Source organism: Rhizobium mulingense, assembly GCF_029194105.1.
Taxonomy (GTDB): Bacteria; Pseudomonadota; Alphaproteobacteria; order Rhizobiales; family Rhizobiaceae; genus Rhizobium; species Rhizobium mulingense.
Genome location: NZ_JARFVE010000002.1, coordinates 744203 through 762396, shown reverse-complemented (window position 1 = coordinate 762396; position 18194 = coordinate 744203). Strand labels below are relative to the sequence as shown.

At 62.5% G+C, this 18194-nt stretch carries 19 protein-coding genes; 6 read left to right on the top strand and 13 right to left on the bottom strand.

The genetic code is table 11. From position 1 onward, the window contains the following. The first annotated feature begins 11 nt into the window (after positions 1 to 11). Positions 12 to 575: a methylated-DNA--[protein]-cysteine S-methyltransferase gene (locus PYR71_RS03870; protein ID WP_275618285.1), complete on the top strand. Its 564-nt coding sequence runs from the start codon at positions 12 to 14 to the stop codon at positions 573 to 575. A 32-nt stretch (positions 576 to 607) separates the two neighbouring features. Here PYR71_RS03870 and PYR71_RS03865 read toward each other — a convergent pair whose 3' ends face one another. From PYR71_RS03865 to PYR71_RS03855, 3 genes are read right to left on the bottom strand one after another with little or no spacing between them, the layout of a single operon-like run. Then, positions 608 to 1342 carry an SDR family oxidoreductase gene (locus PYR71_RS03865; protein WP_275618284.1) on the bottom strand — a complete coding sequence of 245 codons (735 nt, stop codon included), beginning with the start codon at positions 1340 to 1342 and terminating at the stop codon, positions 608 to 610. Between the two features lie 42 nt (positions 1343 to 1384). Beyond that, on the bottom strand, positions 1385 to 2236 hold the full coding sequence (locus PYR71_RS03860; protein WP_183913999.1) for an oxidoreductase: 852 nt from the start codon (positions 2234 to 2236) through the stop codon (positions 1385 to 1387). A 37-nt stretch (positions 2237 to 2273) separates the two neighbouring features. Next, positions 2274 to 2648 carry an Atu4866 domain-containing protein gene (locus tag PYR71_RS03855; protein ID WP_275618283.1) on the bottom strand — a complete coding sequence of 125 codons (375 nt, stop codon included), beginning with the start codon at positions 2646 to 2648 and terminating at the stop codon, positions 2274 to 2276. Between the two features lie 118 nt (positions 2649 to 2766). Between PYR71_RS03855 and PYR71_RS03850 the strand changes: the two genes are divergently transcribed. The 3 genes from PYR71_RS03850 to PYR71_RS03840 all read left to right on the top strand — a co-directional run bounded on the left by PYR71_RS03850 (position 2767) and on the right by PYR71_RS03840 (position 5241). Continuing rightward, a complete protein-coding gene (locus PYR71_RS03850) occupies positions 2767 to 3663 on the top strand; it encodes a LysR family transcriptional regulator (RefSeq protein ID WP_275618282.1) in 897 nt (298 codons plus the stop codon). A gap of 139 nt (positions 3664 to 3802) precedes the next feature. Continuing rightward, positions 3803 to 4654 carry a helix-turn-helix domain-containing protein gene (locus PYR71_RS03845; RefSeq protein WP_183914005.1) on the top strand — a complete coding sequence of 284 codons (852 nt, stop codon included), beginning with the start codon at positions 3803 to 3805 and terminating at the stop codon, positions 4652 to 4654. 41 nt (positions 4655 to 4695) lie between these two features. Next, positions 4696 to 5241 carry a YbhB/YbcL family Raf kinase inhibitor-like protein gene (locus PYR71_RS03840; protein ID WP_183914007.1) on the top strand — a complete coding sequence of 182 codons (546 nt, stop codon included), beginning with the start codon at positions 4696 to 4698 and terminating at the stop codon, positions 5239 to 5241. An 83-nt stretch (positions 5242 to 5324) separates the two neighbouring features. On the opposite strand, the gene PYR71_RS03835 is transcribed toward PYR71_RS03840, so the two are convergent. Both PYR71_RS03835 and PYR71_RS03830 read right to left on the bottom strand, forming a co-directional pair. Further along, positions 5325 to 5816: a GNAT family N-acetyltransferase gene (locus PYR71_RS03835; RefSeq protein ID WP_275618281.1), complete on the bottom strand. Its 492-nt coding sequence runs from the start codon at positions 5814 to 5816 to the stop codon at positions 5325 to 5327. A gap of 210 nt (positions 5817 to 6026) precedes the next feature. Next, positions 6027 to 6557, bottom strand: a complete 531-nt coding sequence (locus PYR71_RS03830; protein WP_183914011.1) for a dihydrofolate reductase family protein — start codon at positions 6555 to 6557, stop codon at positions 6027 to 6029. Between the two features lie 281 nt (positions 6558 to 6838). On the opposite strand from PYR71_RS03830, the gene PYR71_RS03825 reads away from it, so the two are divergent. Beyond that, positions 6839 to 7042 (top strand): hypothetical protein, encoded by a 204-nt coding sequence (locus PYR71_RS03825; protein WP_275618280.1) that lies wholly within the window; start codon positions 6839 to 6841, stop codon positions 7040 to 7042. A 226-nt stretch (positions 7043 to 7268) separates the two neighbouring features. On the opposite strand, the gene guaA is transcribed toward PYR71_RS03825, so the two are convergent. The 3 genes from guaA to PYR71_RS03810 all read right to left on the bottom strand — a co-directional run bounded on the left by guaA (position 7269) and on the right by PYR71_RS03810 (position 10028). Beyond that, positions 7269 to 8831, bottom strand: coding sequence for a glutamine-hydrolyzing GMP synthase (gene guaA / locus PYR71_RS03820; RefSeq protein ID WP_183914015.1), 1563 nt, complete (start codon positions 8829 to 8831; stop codon positions 7269 to 7271). A 112-nt stretch (positions 8832 to 8943) separates the two neighbouring features. Continuing rightward, the gene (locus tag PYR71_RS03815) at positions 8944 to 9582 is read right to left on the bottom strand and encodes a 5'-methylthioadenosine/S-adenosylhomocysteine nucleosidase (RefSeq protein WP_275618279.1); all 639 of its coding nucleotides are present in this window, start codon (positions 9580 to 9582) and stop codon (positions 8944 to 8946) included. Continuing rightward, positions 9579 to 10028, bottom strand: coding sequence for a PaaI family thioesterase (locus PYR71_RS03810; protein ID WP_010028223.1), 450 nt, complete (start codon positions 10026 to 10028; stop codon positions 9579 to 9581). Before PYR71_RS03810 ends, PYR71_RS03815 begins: the two co-directional genes overlap by 4 nt. 231 nt (positions 10029 to 10259) lie before the next feature. Between PYR71_RS03810 and PYR71_RS03805 the strand changes: the two genes are divergently transcribed. Continuing rightward, positions 10260 to 11336: a DUF2252 family protein gene (locus tag PYR71_RS03805; RefSeq protein WP_275618278.1), complete on the top strand. Its 1077-nt coding sequence runs from the start codon at positions 10260 to 10262 to the stop codon at positions 11334 to 11336. On the opposite strand, the gene PYR71_RS03800 is transcribed toward PYR71_RS03805, so the two are convergent. From PYR71_RS03800 to PYR71_RS03780, 5 genes are all read right to left on the bottom strand, one after another. Next, entirely contained in the window at positions 11318 to 12415 is a 1098-nt protein-coding gene (locus PYR71_RS03800; protein WP_275618277.1) for a DUF1513 domain-containing protein, read from the bottom strand. The two genes, PYR71_RS03805 and PYR71_RS03800, sit on opposite strands and share 19 nt — an antisense overlap. Positions 12416 to 12419: 4 nt before the next feature. Further along, positions 12420 to 13520, bottom strand: a complete 1101-nt coding sequence (locus tag PYR71_RS03795) for an imelysin family protein (RefSeq protein ID WP_275618276.1) — start codon at positions 13518 to 13520, stop codon at positions 12420 to 12422. Continuing rightward, a complete protein-coding gene (locus PYR71_RS03790) occupies positions 13520 to 15244 on the bottom strand; it encodes a di-heme oxidoreductase family protein (RefSeq protein WP_275618275.1) in 1725 nt (574 codons plus the stop codon). The genes PYR71_RS03795 and PYR71_RS03790 overlap by 1 nt, the downstream gene beginning before the upstream one ends. Before the next feature lie 47 nt (positions 15245 to 15291). Then, a complete protein-coding gene (locus PYR71_RS03785) occupies positions 15292 to 16566 on the bottom strand; it encodes an imelysin family protein (RefSeq protein ID WP_275618274.1) in 1275 nt (424 codons plus the stop codon). 273 nt (positions 16567 to 16839) lie between these two features. After that, positions 16840 to 18129: an RsmB/NOP family class I SAM-dependent RNA methyltransferase gene (locus PYR71_RS03780; protein WP_275618273.1), complete on the bottom strand. Its 1290-nt coding sequence runs from the start codon at positions 18127 to 18129 to the stop codon at positions 16840 to 16842. Positions 18130 to 18194: the final 65 nt, after the last annotated feature.

The window sequence follows — 18194 nt, the reverse complement described above, 5'->3', positions numbered from 1 at the left end:
GAGGCTGTGTCATGGCCCAGACGGTACCCCACTATCTCATCTTCGAAACCGCGTGTGGTTTCTGCGGCATTGCCTGGAGCGACCCCGGCATCGTCCGTTTCCAGCTGCCGACGAAAACCGCGGAGGCGACCGAGCAGCTCTTGCTGCGTCGTCTGCCCGATGGCTTGCCCGGTACGCCGACGCCGGATGTGCTCGAGACTGTCGCGGCAGTGAAGCGCTACTTCCAGGGTGAGGAGACGGATTTTTCTGGCGTCGAACTCGATCTTGCCGGCCAGGATGCTTTTTTCAGGGAGATTTATGCGGCGGCAAGGCGCATCGGCTGGGGCCGGACGACCACCTACGGCGCGCTGGCGAAAGAGCTCGGCGCCGGGCCGGAAGCTGCCCGTGACGTCGGCCAGGCGATGGCGAAGAACCCCGTCGCGCTGATCATTCCCTGCCACCGGGTGCTGGCGGCCGGCGGCAAGATCGGCGGCTTCTCCGCTCCCGGTGGTTCGACGTCGAAGACCCGCATGCTGGAGCTCGAAGGCGTCAACCTCGCCCCGCCCCCGCCCGCCCAGCAGTCGCTGGGGTTTTAGGCGGCGGGCAATGTCAATTGGATATCGGCTGCTCAATGCGGGCTGGCCGTCGGCCGGATGATGATCTCGCTGACATCGACATCATCAGGCTGGCTGACAGCATAAAGGATCGAATTGGCGATAGAATCGGGGCTGATCGTGATCGCCCTGAAGGCTTTCATGGCGTCGCGCGCGGTCGGGTCGGTGATCGTGTCGGCCAGTTCCGACGTCGTCGTGCCGGGAGAGATGACGGTCACGCGGATGCGATCGGTCTCTTGCCGCAGCCCGTCCGAGATTGCACGGACTGCGAATTTCGTCGCGCAATAGACGGCGGCCGTTGGCGAGACGCTGTGGCCGCCGATCGAAGCCAGGTTGATGATCTGCCCGGATCCCTGTGCCTTCATGATCGGCAGGGCTGCGGCGATGCCGTAGAGCACGCCCTTGATGTTGACGTCGACCATCCGGTCCCATTCGTCGACCTTCAGGGCCTCGAGCGGCGAGAGCGGCATCACGCCGGCATTGTTGACGATGACATCAAGCCGGCCGAGCTCGGATCTGGCAAAGGCTGCGAAAGCCTCGACCTCGGAGCGGTCGGTGACGTCAAGCTTTCGCAGCCGTACCATTCCGCCTCTGGCTCCGATGTCGCCGGCGAGCCTCTCCAGGCGCTCAATGCGGCGGGCGCCAATCACGATGTGGGCGCCCGCCGCAGCCAGCACCTTTGCAGCAGCCTCGCCGATGCCGCTGCTGGCGCCGGTGATGGCAATGACTTTTCCTTCGATGTTCGACATTTCAAGCTCCATTTGTCTGTTGAGTGTTTTCTCGGGCGCGGCTCAGTCGGGAAAATCGGCGCTGAGCGTCGTCTCCGCCCAGGCGTCGAAATTAACCCGCAGCGCATCGAGCCGTTCGCAGGCGATCTTCAGGGCGGGCGCGCCGAGCAGCAGGCGCAGTGGCGGCTCCTCCGCCTCGAACGCCGATATGATGGCAGCGGCGGCACGCGCCGGATCGCCCGGCTGTTTGCCGGAGACCGAACGGGTGGCCTGGCGCCGCTTGCCTGACGTTTCGGCATAATCGTCGATAACAGTCCTGGATTCGATCATCGACCGGCCCGCCCAATCCGTGCGGAAGGCACCGGGTTCGAGGATCGTCACCCTGATGCCGAGCGGCTTGACCTCATGGGAAAGCGATTCCGACAGGGCTTCGACGGCGAATTTGGTGGCGTGGTAGTAGCCGGTCGCGGCGAAGGCGACGAGCCCGCCGAGCGACGAGACGTTGAAGATATGCCCCCGCCGGCGCGCGCGCATGCCCGGCAGGACATGCTTGGTGACGGCGATCAGGCCGAAGACATTGGTCTCGAACTGGGCGCGTATCTCTGCGTCCTCGCCCTCTTCGATCGCCGAGAGGTAACCGTAGCCGGCATTGTTGACGGCGACGTCGATCGCACCGAAATGCGCTTCGGCGTCGTGAACCGCGCGGGCGACGGAGCCGCTGTCCGTCACATCGAGGGCGAGAGCAAGGGCGCGGTCGCCGTGTTCAGTTGCGAGATCCCGGAGGGTCTCGGGTCTGCGCGCCGCTATCGCAGCCCGCCAGCCACGGGCGAGAACCGCCTCGGCGAGCGCCCGGCCGAGGCCGGACGATGCGCCTGTTATGAACCAGATGGGTGTGGTGGAAGACATGATCCTCATCCTTTCCGGCCGGATAGAGCCTTATTGAGCGAGCTTGTCATTTGCGGCGAAGCACCATGCCGCCGTGATGGAGGGTGTTACCGTCAACGAAATCACCATCGGCCGTGAAGCCGGTGTCGTCCAAGTATTCGATGTGGCTCCCGACCACTTCGTAACGGCCTCGATAGGCGCTCTCCCGGTTTCCTCGGGCCTCGTCGTAGCGACCGTTGGGCAGAAGCTGGTGGCGGACCCGGCCGTCGTCGGTCACCCACGTGCCGACATAGGGATGTTGCTGCATGGTGTTCTCGCTATCTTGTTGACGCGTGGATTGGCGGCCGCCGACGCCATCCGCGGCTGCCGGGCTGACCGCCGTGCCCGCCAAGGTGGCGGCGGCGCAAAAATGCAGGACAGCTCTCATGGCAATGTTTTGCATCCTTATTCCTTTCGAGGTCAGGACCGCTGTTTTCGTGGGCCTCGACAGAAAAGATAGGCCCAAGAACTGAAGTGATTAAGTTGCCAATCCGCGATGGCTTGGTTAGATTTCCTAACCAATGGTCGACGATCTAGAAGGCATCTCAGTCTTTCTCGCCGTGGCGGAGGCGCGGAGCTTTCGCCTTGCGGGCGAGCGTCTCGGCGTCACCCGCTCCGCCGTCAGTCAGTCCCTGCAGCGTCTGGAGGATCGTCTTGGCGTCGCGCTCGTCCAGCGCACTACGCGCAGCGTCAGCCTGACCGAAGCCGGCGAAGTGTTCTTCGCGGCCGTTCATCCATCGGTCCGGCAGGTCACGGATGCGATGCAGACGGTGCGGGACATGCAGGCGCGCCCGAGCGGCCTGCTGAGGATCACCGTGTCCTCGATCGCCGAAAGCTTCCTATCCGGCACTTTGCTCGCCGGCTTCATGCAGGCCTGTCCCGAAATCAAACTGGATATCACCGTCACAGATGACGAATTCGATATCGTCGAAACCGGTTTCGATGCCGCTGTCCGTCTGGGCGAAGTGATCGAGCAGGATATGATCGCGGTCCCGGTCTCAGAGCCGCAGCGGCAATGCGCGGCCGCGTCCGCCGCCTACCTCGAGCGCCACGGCAGTCCCCGCCATCCAACCGAACTCCATGACCATGCCTGCATCGGATGGCGACCGCGCCCGGATAAGGCGCCCTATCGCTGGGAATTCACCGAGAATGATCGGGATTTCGACGTCTCCGTTGATCCCGCAGTGACGACGAACGACATGGGCATGATGATCCGCATGGCTTGCGCAGGCAGCGGGATCACCTTCGGCATGGTGGAAACGTTTCAGCCCTATATCGACCGCGGCGAACTCATGCCGCTGCTCGAAGATTTCTGCCCACCCTTTCCGGGCTTCTATCTCTATTATCCCCGGCGCCAGCGGCAGCCGCTGAAGCTGCGGGCCTTGGTCGATCATATCAGGAAGTCCGCGAGGGGTTAGATATGGTCGAGCCCTGACCGAAGGGTGCGGCGGCTCCCGCCGGCATACGCCCCGGCTCAAGGTTGCCCCTGTCACGCGCTTTTGCTATTTCCCGTCGCTAAGGATCAGGGGCGAGGGGCATCCTGTTGCCGGAGAAGCCATGCTGGACGACGTGTTTCGCATTCCAACCAGGGCCCTGATCCGCCAGGGTGGGCGTGCCTGCTTTTTTCGTCTCGTCAATACGAGCCCCTTGCTGATCCAGGTGCAATCGGGAACGAAGATCGTCATGGCGGATGACAAGGCCTTGCGTCTTGAGGCGGGCGCTTATGCCCTGCTGCCCGACTATCGGCCGTTGACGATGGAGAACATTCCAAAGGCGCCGCAGAAGTATCAGACCCTGGCGCTGCCTGTTCCAAGACAGCTCTTCGAGGATGCCTATATCGCCATGGGTTCGATCGCCGTCCCCTCGCGGCCGCTCCCGGCCGGTGCCTCGAACCTGCCGGAGGAAGCGGCGGCATTGTTTGCCTATTGCTGTCAGCCCGGCAATCTGACGAGGCTTCCCGGGGCCATTGCCAAGGCGCGTTTGATGGAACTGGTCACCTGGTTTGCGCTCTGCGGCGCGGTGCTCGGTCGATGCGAAAGTCCTCGGCTCGAGGACCGGCTGAGGCAGATGATTGAAAGTGATACGGCCTTTGATTGGACGCTGGGGCACGCGGCGCGCGCCTTCAACATGAGCGAAGCGACGCTCCGGCGTAAGCTCGCCGCCGAAAAGACAAGTTTCAGCGAGATATTGAGCGACACAAGGATGAATCGCGCCCTGGCCCTCATCCAAACCACAACCCTGCCAATGGCACAGGTGGCGCTGGAAGTCGGTTACGATTCGCCGTCGCAGTTTTCGGCACGGTTCAAAGAGCGGTTCGGCGTCAATCCGCGCCATGTGCGGGGCGGAACTGAGTGTTTTGAGCGGATCGGGGCAGAAGTTGAGCATAGCGGGGCAGATGCGCTGCCGTGACAACGGTAGTTTTCCCGCATCATCAACCGCAGGAAAACAACATGCGTCTTATAGCAACAGCACTTCTCACCGCGTCCGTCTTTGGCGCCACGGCCGCCCAAGCCGAAATGAAGCTCACGTCGAAAGATCTGACATCAGGCAAGACCATGGCCGATGCGCAGGTCTTCAACAGCTTCGGCTGCACGGGCAAGAACATCTCGCCGGAACTCACCTGGTCGGGCGCTCCAGAGGGAACCAAGAGCTTCGCCGTCATGGTCTACGACCCGGATGCTCCGACCGGCTCGGGCTGGTGGCATTGGTCGGTGTTCAACATTCCGGCAGACGCCTCGAAGATTGCCACCGGCGCCAGCGGTGACAAAAAGCTTCCGGCAGGGGCCGTGGAGGGCCGTACGGATTTCGGTACATCAGGCTATGGCGGCGCATGCCCGCCGGTCGGCGATGCGCCGCACCATTACCAGTTCACCGTCTACGCGCTCTCGGTGGACAAGCTGCCGCTTCCCGATACGGCGCCGGGCGCGATGGTTGGCTACTATGTCCGGGCGAATACGCTCGACAAAGCCTCGATCGAGGTTACCTACGGCCGCTGACGCAGTCGTCACCGCCATTGTCCCGATAGAGCATGGCCGGCCGAGGAACCTTGGCCGGCCATGCACGCTCTCATGCAGGCAAACTAATCCGTCACGGCTTCCCAGCAAATCAACGGACCGTCTTCGGCATCGATGCGCTCGCCGGTGCGGATGAACCCGTTGCGCTCGAGAACACGTTGCGACGCGATGTTCCCGATCCCTGTCTCGGCAGAGAGCAGAGCCACTCGAGGATCGCTCCGTCCCCATGCCAGCAACTGCCCTATGGCCCGGGTCGTGCATCCACGGCCCTGGCGGGAAGGCGCAATGCCATAGCCGATGTGGATGTTTCCATCTCGTGGCGTTCTGACAATGGAGCAGAGACCGACGATCTCATCCTCCTCCACGATCATCCAGGCCGACGGCGAGAATGCCGCGCCGATGTCGGCCGCAAGGCGGCGCAGCATCTCCAATACCTCAGGAGGCGCAATCGCGCTGTCGGGGACAAGGCGCAGGTTAAGAGGCGCGATGCCATTCAGCAGCGCGTCAAAATCAATAGGCGTTAGCTCGATGATCATATTCTTCTCGACATTAGACATGCACCCGGATGGGCGCGCTAAGGCCGGGCAATAATGGGGATCAGCCCTCGGCCGCGATGCCGAGCGCCTCTATCCCTACCGCCGCAGCCGGTGAGTTCTGAATTGTTGCGACGGCAAACAAAGGCCTTCTCCTGCAAATGAAAGTGCGAATAACAGATCCGCGCGACCACCCTAGCACGTTATTGTCAGCGATTCTTCCAATTCGGGAAATTAAGCTGGAACGTAGACCAACCGGATCACATCCTCGTCAATTTTGTCATTGGCGATAAGGCGCAGCCGCGGTCGGGGTCCCGCGAAATATGGTTTGCCGTGACCGAGTACGACGGGGTGCAGATAAATGATATACTCGTCGATCAGGCCAAGATCGGTGAGGCTTTGCGCCAGGTCCGGGCCGGCCACTTCGATCTCGCCGTCGCGTTCGGCTTTTAGCCTGCGGATCGCACCCTCAAGATCGCCCTCGACAAGGCTGGCGTTGGGACCGACCGATTTCAACGAGCGCGAGACGACCCATTTCGGCTGGTCCCGCCAGGCGGCCGCGAAGGCGCGTCTGTCCGCGTCCCATTCAGGATGGTCGTCATCCCAGTAGCGCATGATCTCATACATTTGACGACCGTACACACTGCCCGCTTGCCTTTCCGTCGACTCGACGAAGTGACGGAAGAGCGTGGGGCTTGGCCCGAACGCCATATGATCGACGTAACCATCCAGGGACTGGTTCATTCCGAACACGAGCTTGGCCATGCTCACTTCCTTTCCTTCAAGGGTTCATCGCCGGGAGTCGGATGGCGTTTGCGTGATCGCTCAAAGCCTAGACGGACTGATGGTAAGTTGCAATCGGTTTTTCGCAGACCAGTGTGGCCAACTCGCAAAAGAGCGCCATTAGGAACTACCAATCTCGCCTCAATTGTCACCGACAAGGAAAGAGAGTTCGCAGGCGCAGGAACCGCTGCGACCTCGCTGGCCGCATTACGACGGAGATGGTAAGAACCGGACGCGCGCTTGTTACCGATCACGAAAGCTACGTGAGCATTGCTCACCAGATGATCGAAGGCCTCGTGCCGAGCGCGGATGTCGGCAATTGGAAAGAAGAGCGCAAGGTAACCCTGGCTGAATTCTCGCGTCTCAAGGACATTCCCCTGTCTACGATCGGGTGCGTCATCATTCTGGCGGGACCGGGTCCGATGGACGACGCTATGCAAAAGATTTGTAAGCGACTCTCGGCATAGGCTGGCGACAAAGTTCAGATCGAGTTCGCGCTGGCGCATTCGTGCGCTATGACTGCCAGTGCCGACCTCGCCATCGACGCCAGCCGCAATGTGACGTCGAGCCGAGCTCCTCCCCTGTAGTTTCATGAGGTCTCGCTTTCACCATCCCGGAGGAGGCGAAAGCAATTTTCAGAACACTATCAAGAATTTGCTGGTCGGGATGGCGTTCCCGGGCACCCTACAACCTTCACTCCCACTCGATGGTGCCGGGCGGCTTCGACGTAACATCGTAGACCACCCGGTTGATGCCTCGCACCTCGTTGATGATGCGGGTGGCGGCGCGGCCGAGGAATTCCATGTCGTAGTGGTAAAAATCGGCGGTCATGCCGTCGACGGAGGTGACGGCGCGCAGCGCGCAGACGAATTCATAGGTGCGCCCGTCGCCCATGACGCCGACAGTCTGGACGGGTAGCAGCACGGCAAAGGCCTGCCAGATGGCGTCGTAGAGGCCGGCCTTGCGGATTTCGTCGAGGTAGATCGCATCGGCCTCGCGCAGGATCTCCAGCTTTTCGCGGGTGATGCCGCCGGGGCAGCGGATGGCAAGGCCGGGGCCGGGGAAGGGGTGGCGGCCGATGAAGCTGTCGGGCAGGCCGAGTTCGCGGCCGAGCGCGCGCACCTCATCCTTGAAAAGCTCGCGCAGCGGTTCGACGAGCTGCATCTTCATGCGCTCCGGCAGGCCGCCGACATTATGGTGCGACTTGATCGTCACCGACGGGCCGCCGGTGAAGGAAACGCTCTCGATCACGTCGGGATAGAGCGTGCCCTGGCCGAGGAAATCGGCGCCGCCGAGTTTCTTTGCCTCTTCCTCGAAGGTTTCGATGAACAGCCGGCCGATGATCTTGCGCTTGGTTTCCGGGTCGCTGACGCCTTCGAGCTCGCCGATGAAACGGTCGGAGGCGTCGACGTGCAGCAGATGCAGATTGTAGTGCTCGCGGAACATGGCGACGACGTTTGCCGCCTCGTCCTTGCGCATCAGGCCGTGGTCGACGAGGATGCAGGTCAGCTGGTCGCCGACCGCCTCGTGGATCAGCAGTGCGGCGACCGAACTGTCAACGCCGCCGGAAAGGGCGCAGATGACGCGCTTGTCGCCCACCTGCTTGCGGATCTCGTCGACCGCCTTCTGGCGGTAGGCCGACATCGACCAGTCGCCCTTGATGCCGGCAATGTTGTGAATGAAGTTGCCGATCAGCTTGGCGCCGTCGGGCGTGTGCACCACCTCGGGGTGGAACTGCACGCCGTAATATTTGCGCTTCTCGTCGGCGATGAAGGCGAAGGGGGCGTTGGAGGAGGTGGCGACCACCTCGAAGCCATCGGGCAGCGCCGTGACGCGGTCGCCATGGCTCATCCACACCTGATGGCGCGAGCCGGAGGACCAGAGGCCCTCGAACAGCTGGCAGTCCTTGTCGACATCGAGGAAAGCGCGGCCGAATTCCCGGTGATGGCCGCTTTCGACCTTGCCGCCGAGCTGCATGCACATCGTCTGCTGGCCATAGCAGATGCCGAAGACCGGCAGGCCGCTGTCGAAGATGATCTGAGGCGCCCGCGGCGATCCCTCGTCCACCGTCGATGCCGGGCTGCCGGACAAGATCACGGCTTTCGGCTGGAGGCGCTTGAAGCCCTCTTCGGCCGATTGGAAGGGAACGATTTCGCAATAGACGCCGGCCTCGCGCACGCGTCGTGCGATGAGCTGGGTCACCTGGCTGCCGAAATCGACGATGAGAACGGAGTCGGGATGTGCTGTCTGGGTCATGTCGAGGCTTTAATGAAAAGCGCTTCGCCTGGCAATCCGGGAAATCGGCGGCATCGGGTTTTTATTGTTCCGATTGTCCCTCGCGCGCCGGAAAGGCGCGGGCTTTCAGGGCCTAGAACCAGAAAACGCCGTCTTCCAGCGCCGTGAACAGGCTGTCGACGCCGTAGGAGAGCTTGCGGTCGACGATGTGCAGATATTCCGTCCAGCCGGAAATATGCTGCAGCTCGACCGCGCCGTCGGAAATGCCGCGAAGACCGATCAGCGGCAGCTTGTAGCCCTGGCAGGCGCGCAGCACCGCATACGTCTCCATATCGACCATGTCGGCGTCGATGTCGCTATAGGCGGCCCCCGAAATGACGTTGCCGCCCGTGGAAAGGCTTGCCTCGGCAATGCCGGGAATACGCAGCGGCAGCTCGAGCGTCGCCGGCAGGTCGAGGAAGGGTGTCCGGCCCTTTTCGAAGCCGAGCGGCGAGGCGTCCATGTCGCGGTAGGATACCGAGGTTACCTGATAGATTTCGGTCTGTTCCAGTTTCGCCGAGCCGGCGGAGCCGAGCGAAACGACGAGATCCGGCAGCTCGTCGGCGGCATCGAGCCGCGCCAGCGTCTTGGTCAGCGCCACCGCCGCCTCGACCGGACCGACGCCGGTCATCAAGGGTTCGATGCGCGAACGCAGAAACGGACCGTATTCGGCCTCCGCCGCCATGACGAACAGCATGGATTTTCCCGCGACCGATTTCAGTTCGAACTTCATCCTGTAATTCCTTCTCTGCCGCGGATGACCATCATCGTTCCGGTCATGGAGGCAATGAGTTTCGCCGGCCCGTCGCTGATCGCGTAGCCTCGCCCGTCTGCGACGATAATGGTGGAGCCCGGCTTGGTGATTTCGCCGCGAAACAGGAAGCGCTCGCCGCGGCCCGGCGACATGAGATTGACCTTGAACTCGATCGTCAGGATCGAGGCTTCCGGGTCGATGACGCTGTAGGCGGCAAAACCGCAGGCCGAATCGAGCGCGGCGGAAATGATGCCCGCATGCAGAATGCCGTGCTGCTGCGTCAGTTTGATGTCGAAGGGAAGCTCGATCTCGACGACGCCGTGTTCGACGCGCGTCAGCTCCGCGCCGATCGTCTGCATCGCCGCCTGGCGCGCAAAGTTGCGGCGGATTCGCGCGCGGAAATCGCCCCTGTCAGTCTCACTCATGGCTACCCCTCTCGAAGCCGGGAAAGTGGCATGGCAGGCCGGATTCGACAAGCTGGACATTGCTGAAATCGATCCGGTGGGTGATGGAAACCTCAAGCCGTGTCGTCAGCGCAACCTTTCGCCGTGCCGCCGTTGCGCAAACCCGGTGCCGACCTCCTGCGAAGACAATTGCAGCTTCGCGCGGAACGGGTATTCTCCGGCATCCTGTCTCGAATAGAGGGAGCCGGTGCCATGACGACGATATCGCAATCGGTTCGCAATTTCGAGACCTGGCTGGCCGGTGAGCTCGGCGGCGATCTCGTTGAGGACGATCTTAAGGAAAAGCACGAGAAGATGCGAAGCGACGATTTCGTGTTCCTGCGCGCCACCTATTGGCGCTGGTGCGAGATCATCCTCGATATTTGCCCGGAGCTCGGCCGCGCGCCCGAAGTGCTGGCGATCGGCGATATGCATCTGGAGAATTTCGGCACCTGGCGCGACAGCGAGGGGCGGCTCGTCTGGGGCGTCAATGATTTCGATGATGCGGCGGTGATGCCTTATGCGCTGGATCTCGTTCGCCTTGCGGCAAGCGCCATCCTGGCGCGCAACGGCAACGGTCCCTCGGCTCGGATGATCGGCGAGCTGATCCTCGGCGGTTACTGCAGAGGCCTTGAAAATCCGTTGCCGGTCATCCTCGAACGCGACCATAAATGGCTGCGCAAGGCGTTGATGCTGCCGAATTCCGAACGCGGGGAATTCTGGGAAAAATACAAGACGCTGCCTCCGGGCAAGACGAAGGCGCCGGCTACCTATATCGAGGCCCTTTCCGAAGCCTTGCCATCCGGATCGGGAGCCTTCACAGCCAAGCCGCGCAGCGCCGGCACCGGCAGCCTCGGCCGCCCGCGTTTCGTCGCCTATGCCGAATGGCAGGGTGGGCCGGTGTTGCGCGAGGCGAAGGCGCTGGTGCCCTCGGCTTGGTCGCTTCACCACAGGCCGCTTGATGTGGCGATCCGTGCGGGCGAAATCGCCGCCGGGCGGGCGCGCTCGGCCGATCCTCACTATCGCGTCTGCGGCCGCATCCTCGTGCGTCGGCTCTCGCCGAACAGCCGCAAGATCGAGATCGAGAAGCATCCGGAGATCCTGCTTTCGCCGACAATGCTCGAATTGATGGGCTTCGAGATCGCCAATTGCCATTCCGATGATGCGGCCGCCGCAGCAGCAATCCTGCAGGATTTGCAGGCCCGGGGACCCGAATGGCTGCATGAGGCGGCAAGAGCCGCGGCATCGAGCGTCAGCGCAGAGCAGAAGGCCTATGCGCGCACCCGCTGAGAGACCCGGACGATGTGCTGATCCCAGGCGACATCGCTGCGCCTCGAAAGGAAATCGCCGTCATAGGAGGAGACGGCAAAGCCCTCTCTTGCCGGCGCGATGCCGGCGGCCTCCGGAACGGCGATCTCGGCCAGCACCTTGCCAGTTCTTGCGTCGATGGTCACCGAGGCGCCGCCCTTCGGCGAGGTGATGCCGACGAGACCTTCGCTGCGGTTGACGGCGATCGCCCCGACATAATTGGCAAGCCTGCGCGTCGTCTCCTCCGGCAGCGCGACGAAGGAAAGATCCTCCCCCTTGGCGAAATGGCCGATGAGCGGTGGTAGGTCCTTGCGGCGGCCTTCGTACTGGCAGGCGAACCAGATGCGGCCCTCGCCGTCGAGGTCGACGTGGCGGGTCGACAGCTGCGACCATTCGGCCGGCAGCACGTGTTTTTCGATCAACGCGCCGGTTGCCGCATCGATCAGCGCCAGCGACGGCTGCATCGCCCCGAGATTGAGCTTGGTGCGGCCGAAATCCGGATGCGTCTCGATGCCGCCATTGGCGACGATGAGCAGGCGGCCGTCATCGGAAACCGTCATATCGTGCGGGCCGATGCCATAGGTTTCGTATTCACCGATGCGGGTAAAGCGATCGGTTGCGTCGTAGAGACCGACCATGCCGCGATTGCCGTCGAAATCATTCTCGCTCGCATAGAGAATCCGGCCATCGGGCGAGAAGGCGCCGTGCCCGTAGAAATGGCGGTCGTCGCGGGAACTGATGACAATCGGCTCGCCCTTATCTCGTGGATCAAAGATCATCGCATAGGTGCCCGGCCGGCGGGCGAAGGCGACGGTCTTGCCGGTGGCGGCGCTGAAGGCCATGCCGTGGGCGCGGGCGGGAAGCGCCACCTGATCGATGATCTCGCCGCGCTCGGTCACGGTGGCAATAGCAAAGGAACCGTTTGCCGTGCGAATGCCCGAGGCATAGACTGCATCGGCCCGTTCGAGCGCCATCAGCGACCTTGGCGCCAAGCTCGCCAGGAAGCCGATTCCTGCCGCCTTGACGAAACTGCGTCGGTTGATCGGGCCGCTTTGCATCATCGCTTCAGTCTCCGTCAGAAAAGGAAAAGCCGGCCGAAAGGCCGATGGCCGCGCCGTATTCGTCGCTGATCCTGGTGATCAGCTCGCGGCTCTCGGCAAGCAGCGTGTCGAGCTTGGCCTTCTCGGCATCGCTGACAGCGGCGTCGATGTCGGGATTGAGCTTCGGTACGCTGTCGAGCAGCGATTTGAAGTTCTCGTCGATCGAGGCAGCGATCGCCTTTTTGTCCGGCGGCAGGAGCTCGGCCATGCCGGCCTTCTGCCACAGCGTGCGCAGGCCGTCGATATTGGCCGCCATCGATTTCCAGGTGTTCTTGGAGCGCCAGTAGATCGCCATGCGCGGACGCGGCGAGGCGTCCTTGCCTTTGTAGAACTGCTCCAGCCGCTGATCGCGGACATTCTCGGCGCCGTGGACGAGAATGCCGAGCAGCGCGGTTACCGCTTCCTTGTTGTCCATGAAATCATTGCTCTGCGGACCTGGATGTTTCCAGCTCGCCTGCACCCCGTCGGGTTTTTCCCAGGCAGCGACCACTTCGCCAGCCTCACGCTGGATATTACCGGCGATGGCGGCCCCATAAAGGCAGCGGAAACCGCCCTTCTGCCCGACGAGATTTTCCGAGCCGTTGCCGTAAAGCACGTATTCCAGAGCCGTCAGGCCCTGCAGCGCCACGCTCTTGCCGGCGATCGCATCGACCGTTGCATCCTTCGGATCGGCCTTGGCGATCAGCGCCTGCACCTGCTTCAGGCCGACGCCCTTGCGGTCCGGATAGAACAGGATGTGCTCGAAGAGATTGTCCTGGATGACGGGTCCGGTCTGGACGATCTCGATGATCGACCAGTAGCGGATCGTATCGTCGAAGGCCGATTTCGCCTTGTCGAGCGTCTGCTGCGTGCCGCCGTCGCAAAGATCCTTCATCGCCGTCGTCAACCGGGCGGCCGATTGCTGCATGTTGCGATAGCCCGGCCGGATCACTTCGTCGACGGCGCGCTGCATGACGGCGGGAACGGCATCCTCGTTCAGCCCTGCCGGAGGAGCGGCGGTCTGGGCGGCGGCCGATGTGGCGAGGCCGATCAGAGTGAGGCAGAGCAGGGGGTGCCAAAGGCGCATCAAAGTGACTCCAGGAATGTAATCAGGGCCGCCCTGTCGTCTTTGGACAGGGAGGAGAAAGCGTTGCGGGCCTTCTCCGCTTCGCCGCCATGCCAGAGGATCGCTTCGTTGAGATCCCGCGCACGGCCGTCATGCAGGAAAAAGCTGTGTCCGCTGACAGTCCGGGTCAGTCCTATACCCCATAGCGGCGGCGTGCGCCATTCACGTCCGCTTGCAAGGCCGACCTGCTGCCCGTCGGCCAGCCCGTCACCCATATCGTGCAGGAGGAAGTCGGAATAGGGCCAGATCAACTGGAAGGATTGCGCCTTGTCGGGCGAATCCCGACGGGTGACGAATTTCGGCACATGGCAGGAAACGCAGCCGCTTTCGTAGAAAATCCGTTTACCCTTCAGTGTCTCGGGGAAGCTCGCCTTGCGGCGCGCCGGAACGGCAAGATTTTCCGAATAGAAGGTCACGAGGTCGAGAATAGGCCCCGGCGCTTCTTCCTCGCCCAGCCGTTTCTGTACTCCGGTCGGCATCTCGAGGCATTTCTCTTCCGCCTCGGTGCAATCGCCATGCGCGTCCGGGCGGTCGGGCGTGGAGATGCCGATATCATTGGCGAAGGCGTCGGCATTCTGGTCGCGCACCGTGGCGTTCTGCGCCTTCCAGCCGAAACGGCCAAGCGCGATCTCGCCGCTGCGATGATCACGGACGATCGCTGCCTTGCCGGAGATGCCGTCGCCATCAGCATCGTCAGGGTCGGCACGGGCAAGGATATCGGCCTCGGGAATCGCCTCGATCAGTCCGAGGCCGATCATGGCGGGGGCGACACGCGCCGAGATCGTCGTCGAAGCATCGAGCGGTCCATAGGCCAGATTGGTCGCCGCATAATGCGGCCGGCGCAGCGACATGATCTCGCCGTCGCCAAGCGTTACCGTCTCCTCATCATAGCGGATCGCCATCCGGCCTTCGGCGGCAAGACCAGGAACGGCAAGATCCTGCAGCTGATGGCCATAGACCGGATCGGGGAAGTTGAGGATGTCAGCGCCCCCGATCGCCTTTTCCTCTTCCGGCGTCCTGGCTGCGCGGGAAAGCCGCAGGAACATGGACACGGCGCTCGGACCGCCCTCCGGCGGCTTGCCCCGGCCGTCATTGACGTGACAGCTCATGCAGGAGCGGGCGTTGAACAGCGGCCCGAGGCCATCGGAAGCCTGCGTCGAGGAGGGCGAGGAAACCCAGAGCTTGCGGAAGAGCGCATTGCCGAGCTTGAAATTCTGCTCTTCCTCGAAGGGGATATTGGCCGAAATATGCGAGAAGCTGTCTTCGGTGACCGGATCGACCGAGGTCGTCGCACCCGCCTGCATCGCCTCATATTGTTCGGCCTTGGAAAAATCCGTCGTCGGCCGGGTGACCTCGGCGACGCGTTTCAGGTCGGCTTCGGAGAGGTCGGTGCGTTTCGTCGGCAGATCAAAACCAGCGGCGATCGCTGCGGGCGCTACAGCAAGGGCGGCGTAAGTGGCGATGCGGAGTTTCGACAAGAGGCGACTCTTCCGAGTGGCAAGCTCGACGGTGCTGACGCGCGCTTCCTTTTCCACTTCCTCATTCCTGTGCTTGTCACAGGAATCCAGCGCGCCCAAGTCCTTGGGCGCGGAAGACCCCCCTTTGACCAGGTCATTCACGGCGCCGACACGCCGTGGCTGGATTCCTGTGACGAGCACAGGAATGAGGGAGGTAATGAAAGGCATTTCAGAGTCCGAGCCGCCTCGAAAGCCGAAGCGGCCCGCCTTTTCACTTATTTGAAGACGGCGTTAGGATTATCCAAGCTGTCGGAACCTTCAAGCTGAACCGTGCCGAGATCGAGTGCGGCGATAACGCGCTGGATCGATTTCGTCTGGTCGATCAGCCCGTCGATGGCGGCCTGGACGACGGCGTTGCCTTCCTTGTTGCCTTCGGCAATCATCTGGTCGTACTTCTCGACCGTTTCGCCGCGCTTGGCCATGGCGTTCATCGCATCGAGCGTCTTGTTGAGCTTGCCTTCCAGCTCCGCATCGAGCGCCTTGTCCTTGGCGGCCACGAGGTCGTGCAGCGAGGGGCCGCTAAGCTTGGTGCCATCGACGCGGGTATAATTGCCGGTATAGGCGGCGGCGATGCCGATCGCGTCGTTGAGATGCGAATTATAAGTATTGTCTGAGAAGCAATCATGCTCTTCCTCAGGATCGTGCAGCAACAGGCCAAGCTTCATGCGCTCGCCGGCAAGCTCGCCGTAGGAGAGCGAACCCATGCCGGTCAGGATGGCGACGAGGCCGGCCTTCGGATCGGCTTCGACGTTCTTCGTCGCAGCCCCGTCCGGCTTCCAGTTGTCGGTCATTTCCTGCAGGTCTGAAACCAGCAGCGTGGAGGCGGACTTCAGATATTCGGCGCGGCGGTCGCAATTGCCGTGCGTGCAATTCTTCAGGTCGTAATCGGTGGCCGGGCGGTTGCCGGCACCGGGTCCCGTGCCATTCAAATCCTGGCCCCAGAGCAGGAATTCGATGGCGTGGTAGCCGGTGGCGACATTGGCTTCGATGCCGCCGGCTTCCGCAAGCGTGCCGGAGAGGAATTCCGGCGTCAGCTTCGAGGCATCGACATCCTTGCCGTCGATCTTGATCGTGTTGTTGGCAATGACATTGGCGACATAGAGGGAGTTTTCGTCGCTCTCGGTGCCGTAGGAGGGATCGACATAGTCGATCAGGCCTTCATCGAGCGGCCACGCGTTGACCTTGCCTTCCCACTCGTCGACAACAGGATTGCCGAAGCGATAGACTTCCGTCTGCTGGTAGGGGACGCGGGCCTTGATCCAGGCCTCCCGGGCCGCCTTGAGCGTCGCATCGCTCGGCGCCTTCAGAAAGGCGTCGATCGCGGCATCGAGCGCCTTTGCCGTCGTCAGCGAGTCTTCGTATTTCGCATGCGCCACATCGGCATAATGTTTCACCACGGCCGCCGCATCGGTCGCGGCATGCGCGGGAAGGGCGAGCAGGGCTGCGGGGGCGATCGCCAGCACGGCTGCGCGGAGTTTGTTGAGCTTCATGATCCTCTCCTGTGACGGATATTCCGTCGAGCGCATCGGCCCGAAATCGGAATCGATTTCGGAAAGCACGATGCATCAATCCAAAAATGTTACAGCGTCCTTTGCGAGTCTGATAAGACGCGCGGCGCTGTAATCGGCTCCGTCTCTTCGCGCAAAAGTAAACTGGTGTCAAACGGTCTAGTTTGGAATGATTTTAAGATAAGCGATTGCTGCAAAATCGGCTTTTTGCGGTACGTTTGCCTGAAAAACAGCCTATGTACGAGGGCGCGCGCCTCAGCCCTTGCGCTGCATACGGCAGAAGAAGAAGCCGTCCGTGTCGGTGGAAGCAGGCGTCAGCGTCACCGTCGAGCCGTCGGAGGAATGCGGCCGCGGCGCATCTCTTCCAAAGAGCGCGTCCCAGGCGGGTAAGGCGCCGACTATCTGAAAATCAGGATTGTCAGCCGCGAAGCGGCGCACCTGTTCCTCGTTTTCTTGAGGCAGAACCGAGCAGGTGACATAGATCAGCTCGCCGCCCGGCTTGACGAAGCCGCTTGCCTGGGCCAGCGCGTCCTGTTGCTGGGCGGTGCGCTCGTCGAGGTTCTTCGCCGTCAGCCGCCACTTCGTATCGGGGCGGCGGCGCCATGTGCCGGTGCCGGTACAGGGCGCGTCGACCAGCACCTTGTCGCAGCGTCCGGCAAGGGCCGAAAGCCCTCTGGCGTCATCGTGTACCTGGACATTGCGCGTGCCCGCCCGCTTCAGCCGTTCGATGATCGGCGCCAGTCGTTTGCGGTCGGCGTCGTAGGCGTGAACCTGTCCCTTGTTCTGCATGGCGGCCGCCATGGCGAGCGTCTTGCCGCCGCCGCCGGCGCAATAGTCGAGAATCTGTTCGCCGTCTTTGGCGAGCACCAGATCGGCGACGATCTGCGAACCCTCGTCCTGAACTTCGAACCAGCCTTTCTGGAACGAAAGCTCGGCGGTCACGTTGGGAAGGCGCGAGGCGCCTTCGCCGGCGGCAATCCGGATGCCGTAGCGGGCGATTTTCGCAGCATGTGCGCCGGCGCGTTCGAGCGCCTTGACGGCCTTGTCGCGAGAGGACTTCAGGATATTGGCGCGCAGATCGAGCGTCGGGCGCGCCGCGAGCGCCTGCGCCTCGGCGAGCCAGCCTGCGCCGAAGGCCTGTTCGAAGGAGGGTTGGACCCATTCGGGAATATCACCGCGTATATGCGGCGGCGCATCGTCGAGCGAGCGGCTTGCGAAAGCGGCGACGGCGTCTGCCGAAAGCGGCGGCGGTGCAAACTTGTCGTCGGCCAGTTCGCCGGCGAGACGATCGGGCGTGAAGCCCCATTGGCGGAACATGACGGCATGGGCGATGGCCGCAGCGCTGTCGTCATCCATCAGCCAGGCATGGGAAAGCCGCATGCGCAAGGCGTCATAGACGATGTTGCCGATCGCCGCACGATCGCCGGAACCGGCAAAGCGGTGCGCGAGGCCCCAGTCCTTGAGCGCGTCGGCGACGGGCCGCTTGCGGGCATCGATATCCGCGAGCACAGAAATCGCCCCTTCGAGGCGGCCGCCCAGACGCATTTACATATCTCCTGTTGCCATGACGTGCGAACGTTCCGCACACAGGCCGGGCGGATTGTTGACAA

Excerpts from the sequence above, each read along its gene's own strand:
- PYR71_RS03870 (WP_275618285.1), top strand. The coding sequence starts at position 12 with ATGGCCCAGACGGTACCCCACTATCTCATCTTCGAAACCGCGTGTGGT.
- PYR71_RS03865 (WP_275618284.1), bottom strand. The coding sequence starts at position 1,342 with ATGTCGAACATCGAAGGAAAAGTCATTGCCATCACCGGCGCCAGCAGC.
- PYR71_RS03860 (WP_183913999.1), bottom strand. The coding sequence starts at position 2,236 with ATGAGGATCATGTCTTCCACCACACCCATCTGGTTCATAACAGGCGCA.
- PYR71_RS03855 (WP_275618283.1), bottom strand. The coding sequence starts at position 2,648 with ATGCAAAACATTGCCATGAGAGCTGTCCTGCATTTTTGCGCCGCCGCC.
- PYR71_RS03850 (WP_275618282.1), top strand. The coding sequence starts at position 2,767 with ATGGTCGACGATCTAGAAGGCATCTCAGTCTTTCTCGCCGTGGCGGAG.
- PYR71_RS03845 (WP_183914005.1), top strand. The coding sequence starts at position 3,803 with ATGCTGGACGACGTGTTTCGCATTCCAACCAGGGCCCTGATCCGCCAG.
- PYR71_RS03840 (WP_183914007.1), top strand. The coding sequence starts at position 4,696 with ATGCGTCTTATAGCAACAGCACTTCTCACCGCGTCCGTCTTTGGCGCC.
- PYR71_RS03835 (WP_275618281.1), bottom strand. The coding sequence starts at position 5,816 with ATGTCTAATGTCGAGAAGAATATGATCATCGAGCTAACGCCTATTGAT.
- PYR71_RS03830 (WP_183914011.1), bottom strand. The coding sequence starts at position 6,557 with ATGGCCAAGCTCGTGTTCGGAATGAACCAGTCCCTGGATGGTTACGTC.
- guaA (WP_183914015.1), bottom strand. The coding sequence starts at position 8,831 with ATGACCCAGACAGCACATCCCGACTCCGTTCTCATCGTCGATTTCGGC.
- PYR71_RS03815 (WP_275618279.1), bottom strand. The coding sequence starts at position 9,582 with ATGAAGTTCGAACTGAAATCGGTCGCGGGAAAATCCATGCTGTTCGTC.
- PYR71_RS03810 (WP_010028223.1), bottom strand. The coding sequence starts at position 10,028 with ATGAGTGAGACTGACAGGGGCGATTTCCGCGCGCGAATCCGCCGCAAC.
- PYR71_RS03805 (WP_275618278.1), top strand. The coding sequence starts at position 10,260 with ATGACGACGATATCGCAATCGGTTCGCAATTTCGAGACCTGGCTGGCC.
- PYR71_RS03800 (WP_275618277.1), bottom strand. The coding sequence starts at position 12,415 with ATGATGCAAAGCGGCCCGATCAACCGACGCAGTTTCGTCAAGGCGGCA.
- PYR71_RS03795 (WP_275618276.1), bottom strand. The coding sequence starts at position 13,520 with ATGCGCCTTTGGCACCCCCTGCTCTGCCTCACTCTGATCGGCCTCGCC.
- PYR71_RS03790 (WP_275618275.1), bottom strand. The coding sequence starts at position 15,244 with ATGCCTTTCATTACCTCCCTCATTCCTGTGCTCGTCACAGGAATCCAG.
- PYR71_RS03785 (WP_275618274.1), bottom strand. The coding sequence starts at position 16,566 with ATGAAGCTCAACAAACTCCGCGCAGCCGTGCTGGCGATCGCCCCCGCA.
- PYR71_RS03780 (WP_275618273.1), bottom strand. The coding sequence starts at position 18,129 with ATGCGTCTGGGCGGCCGCCTCGAAGGGGCGATTTCTGTGCTCGCGGAT.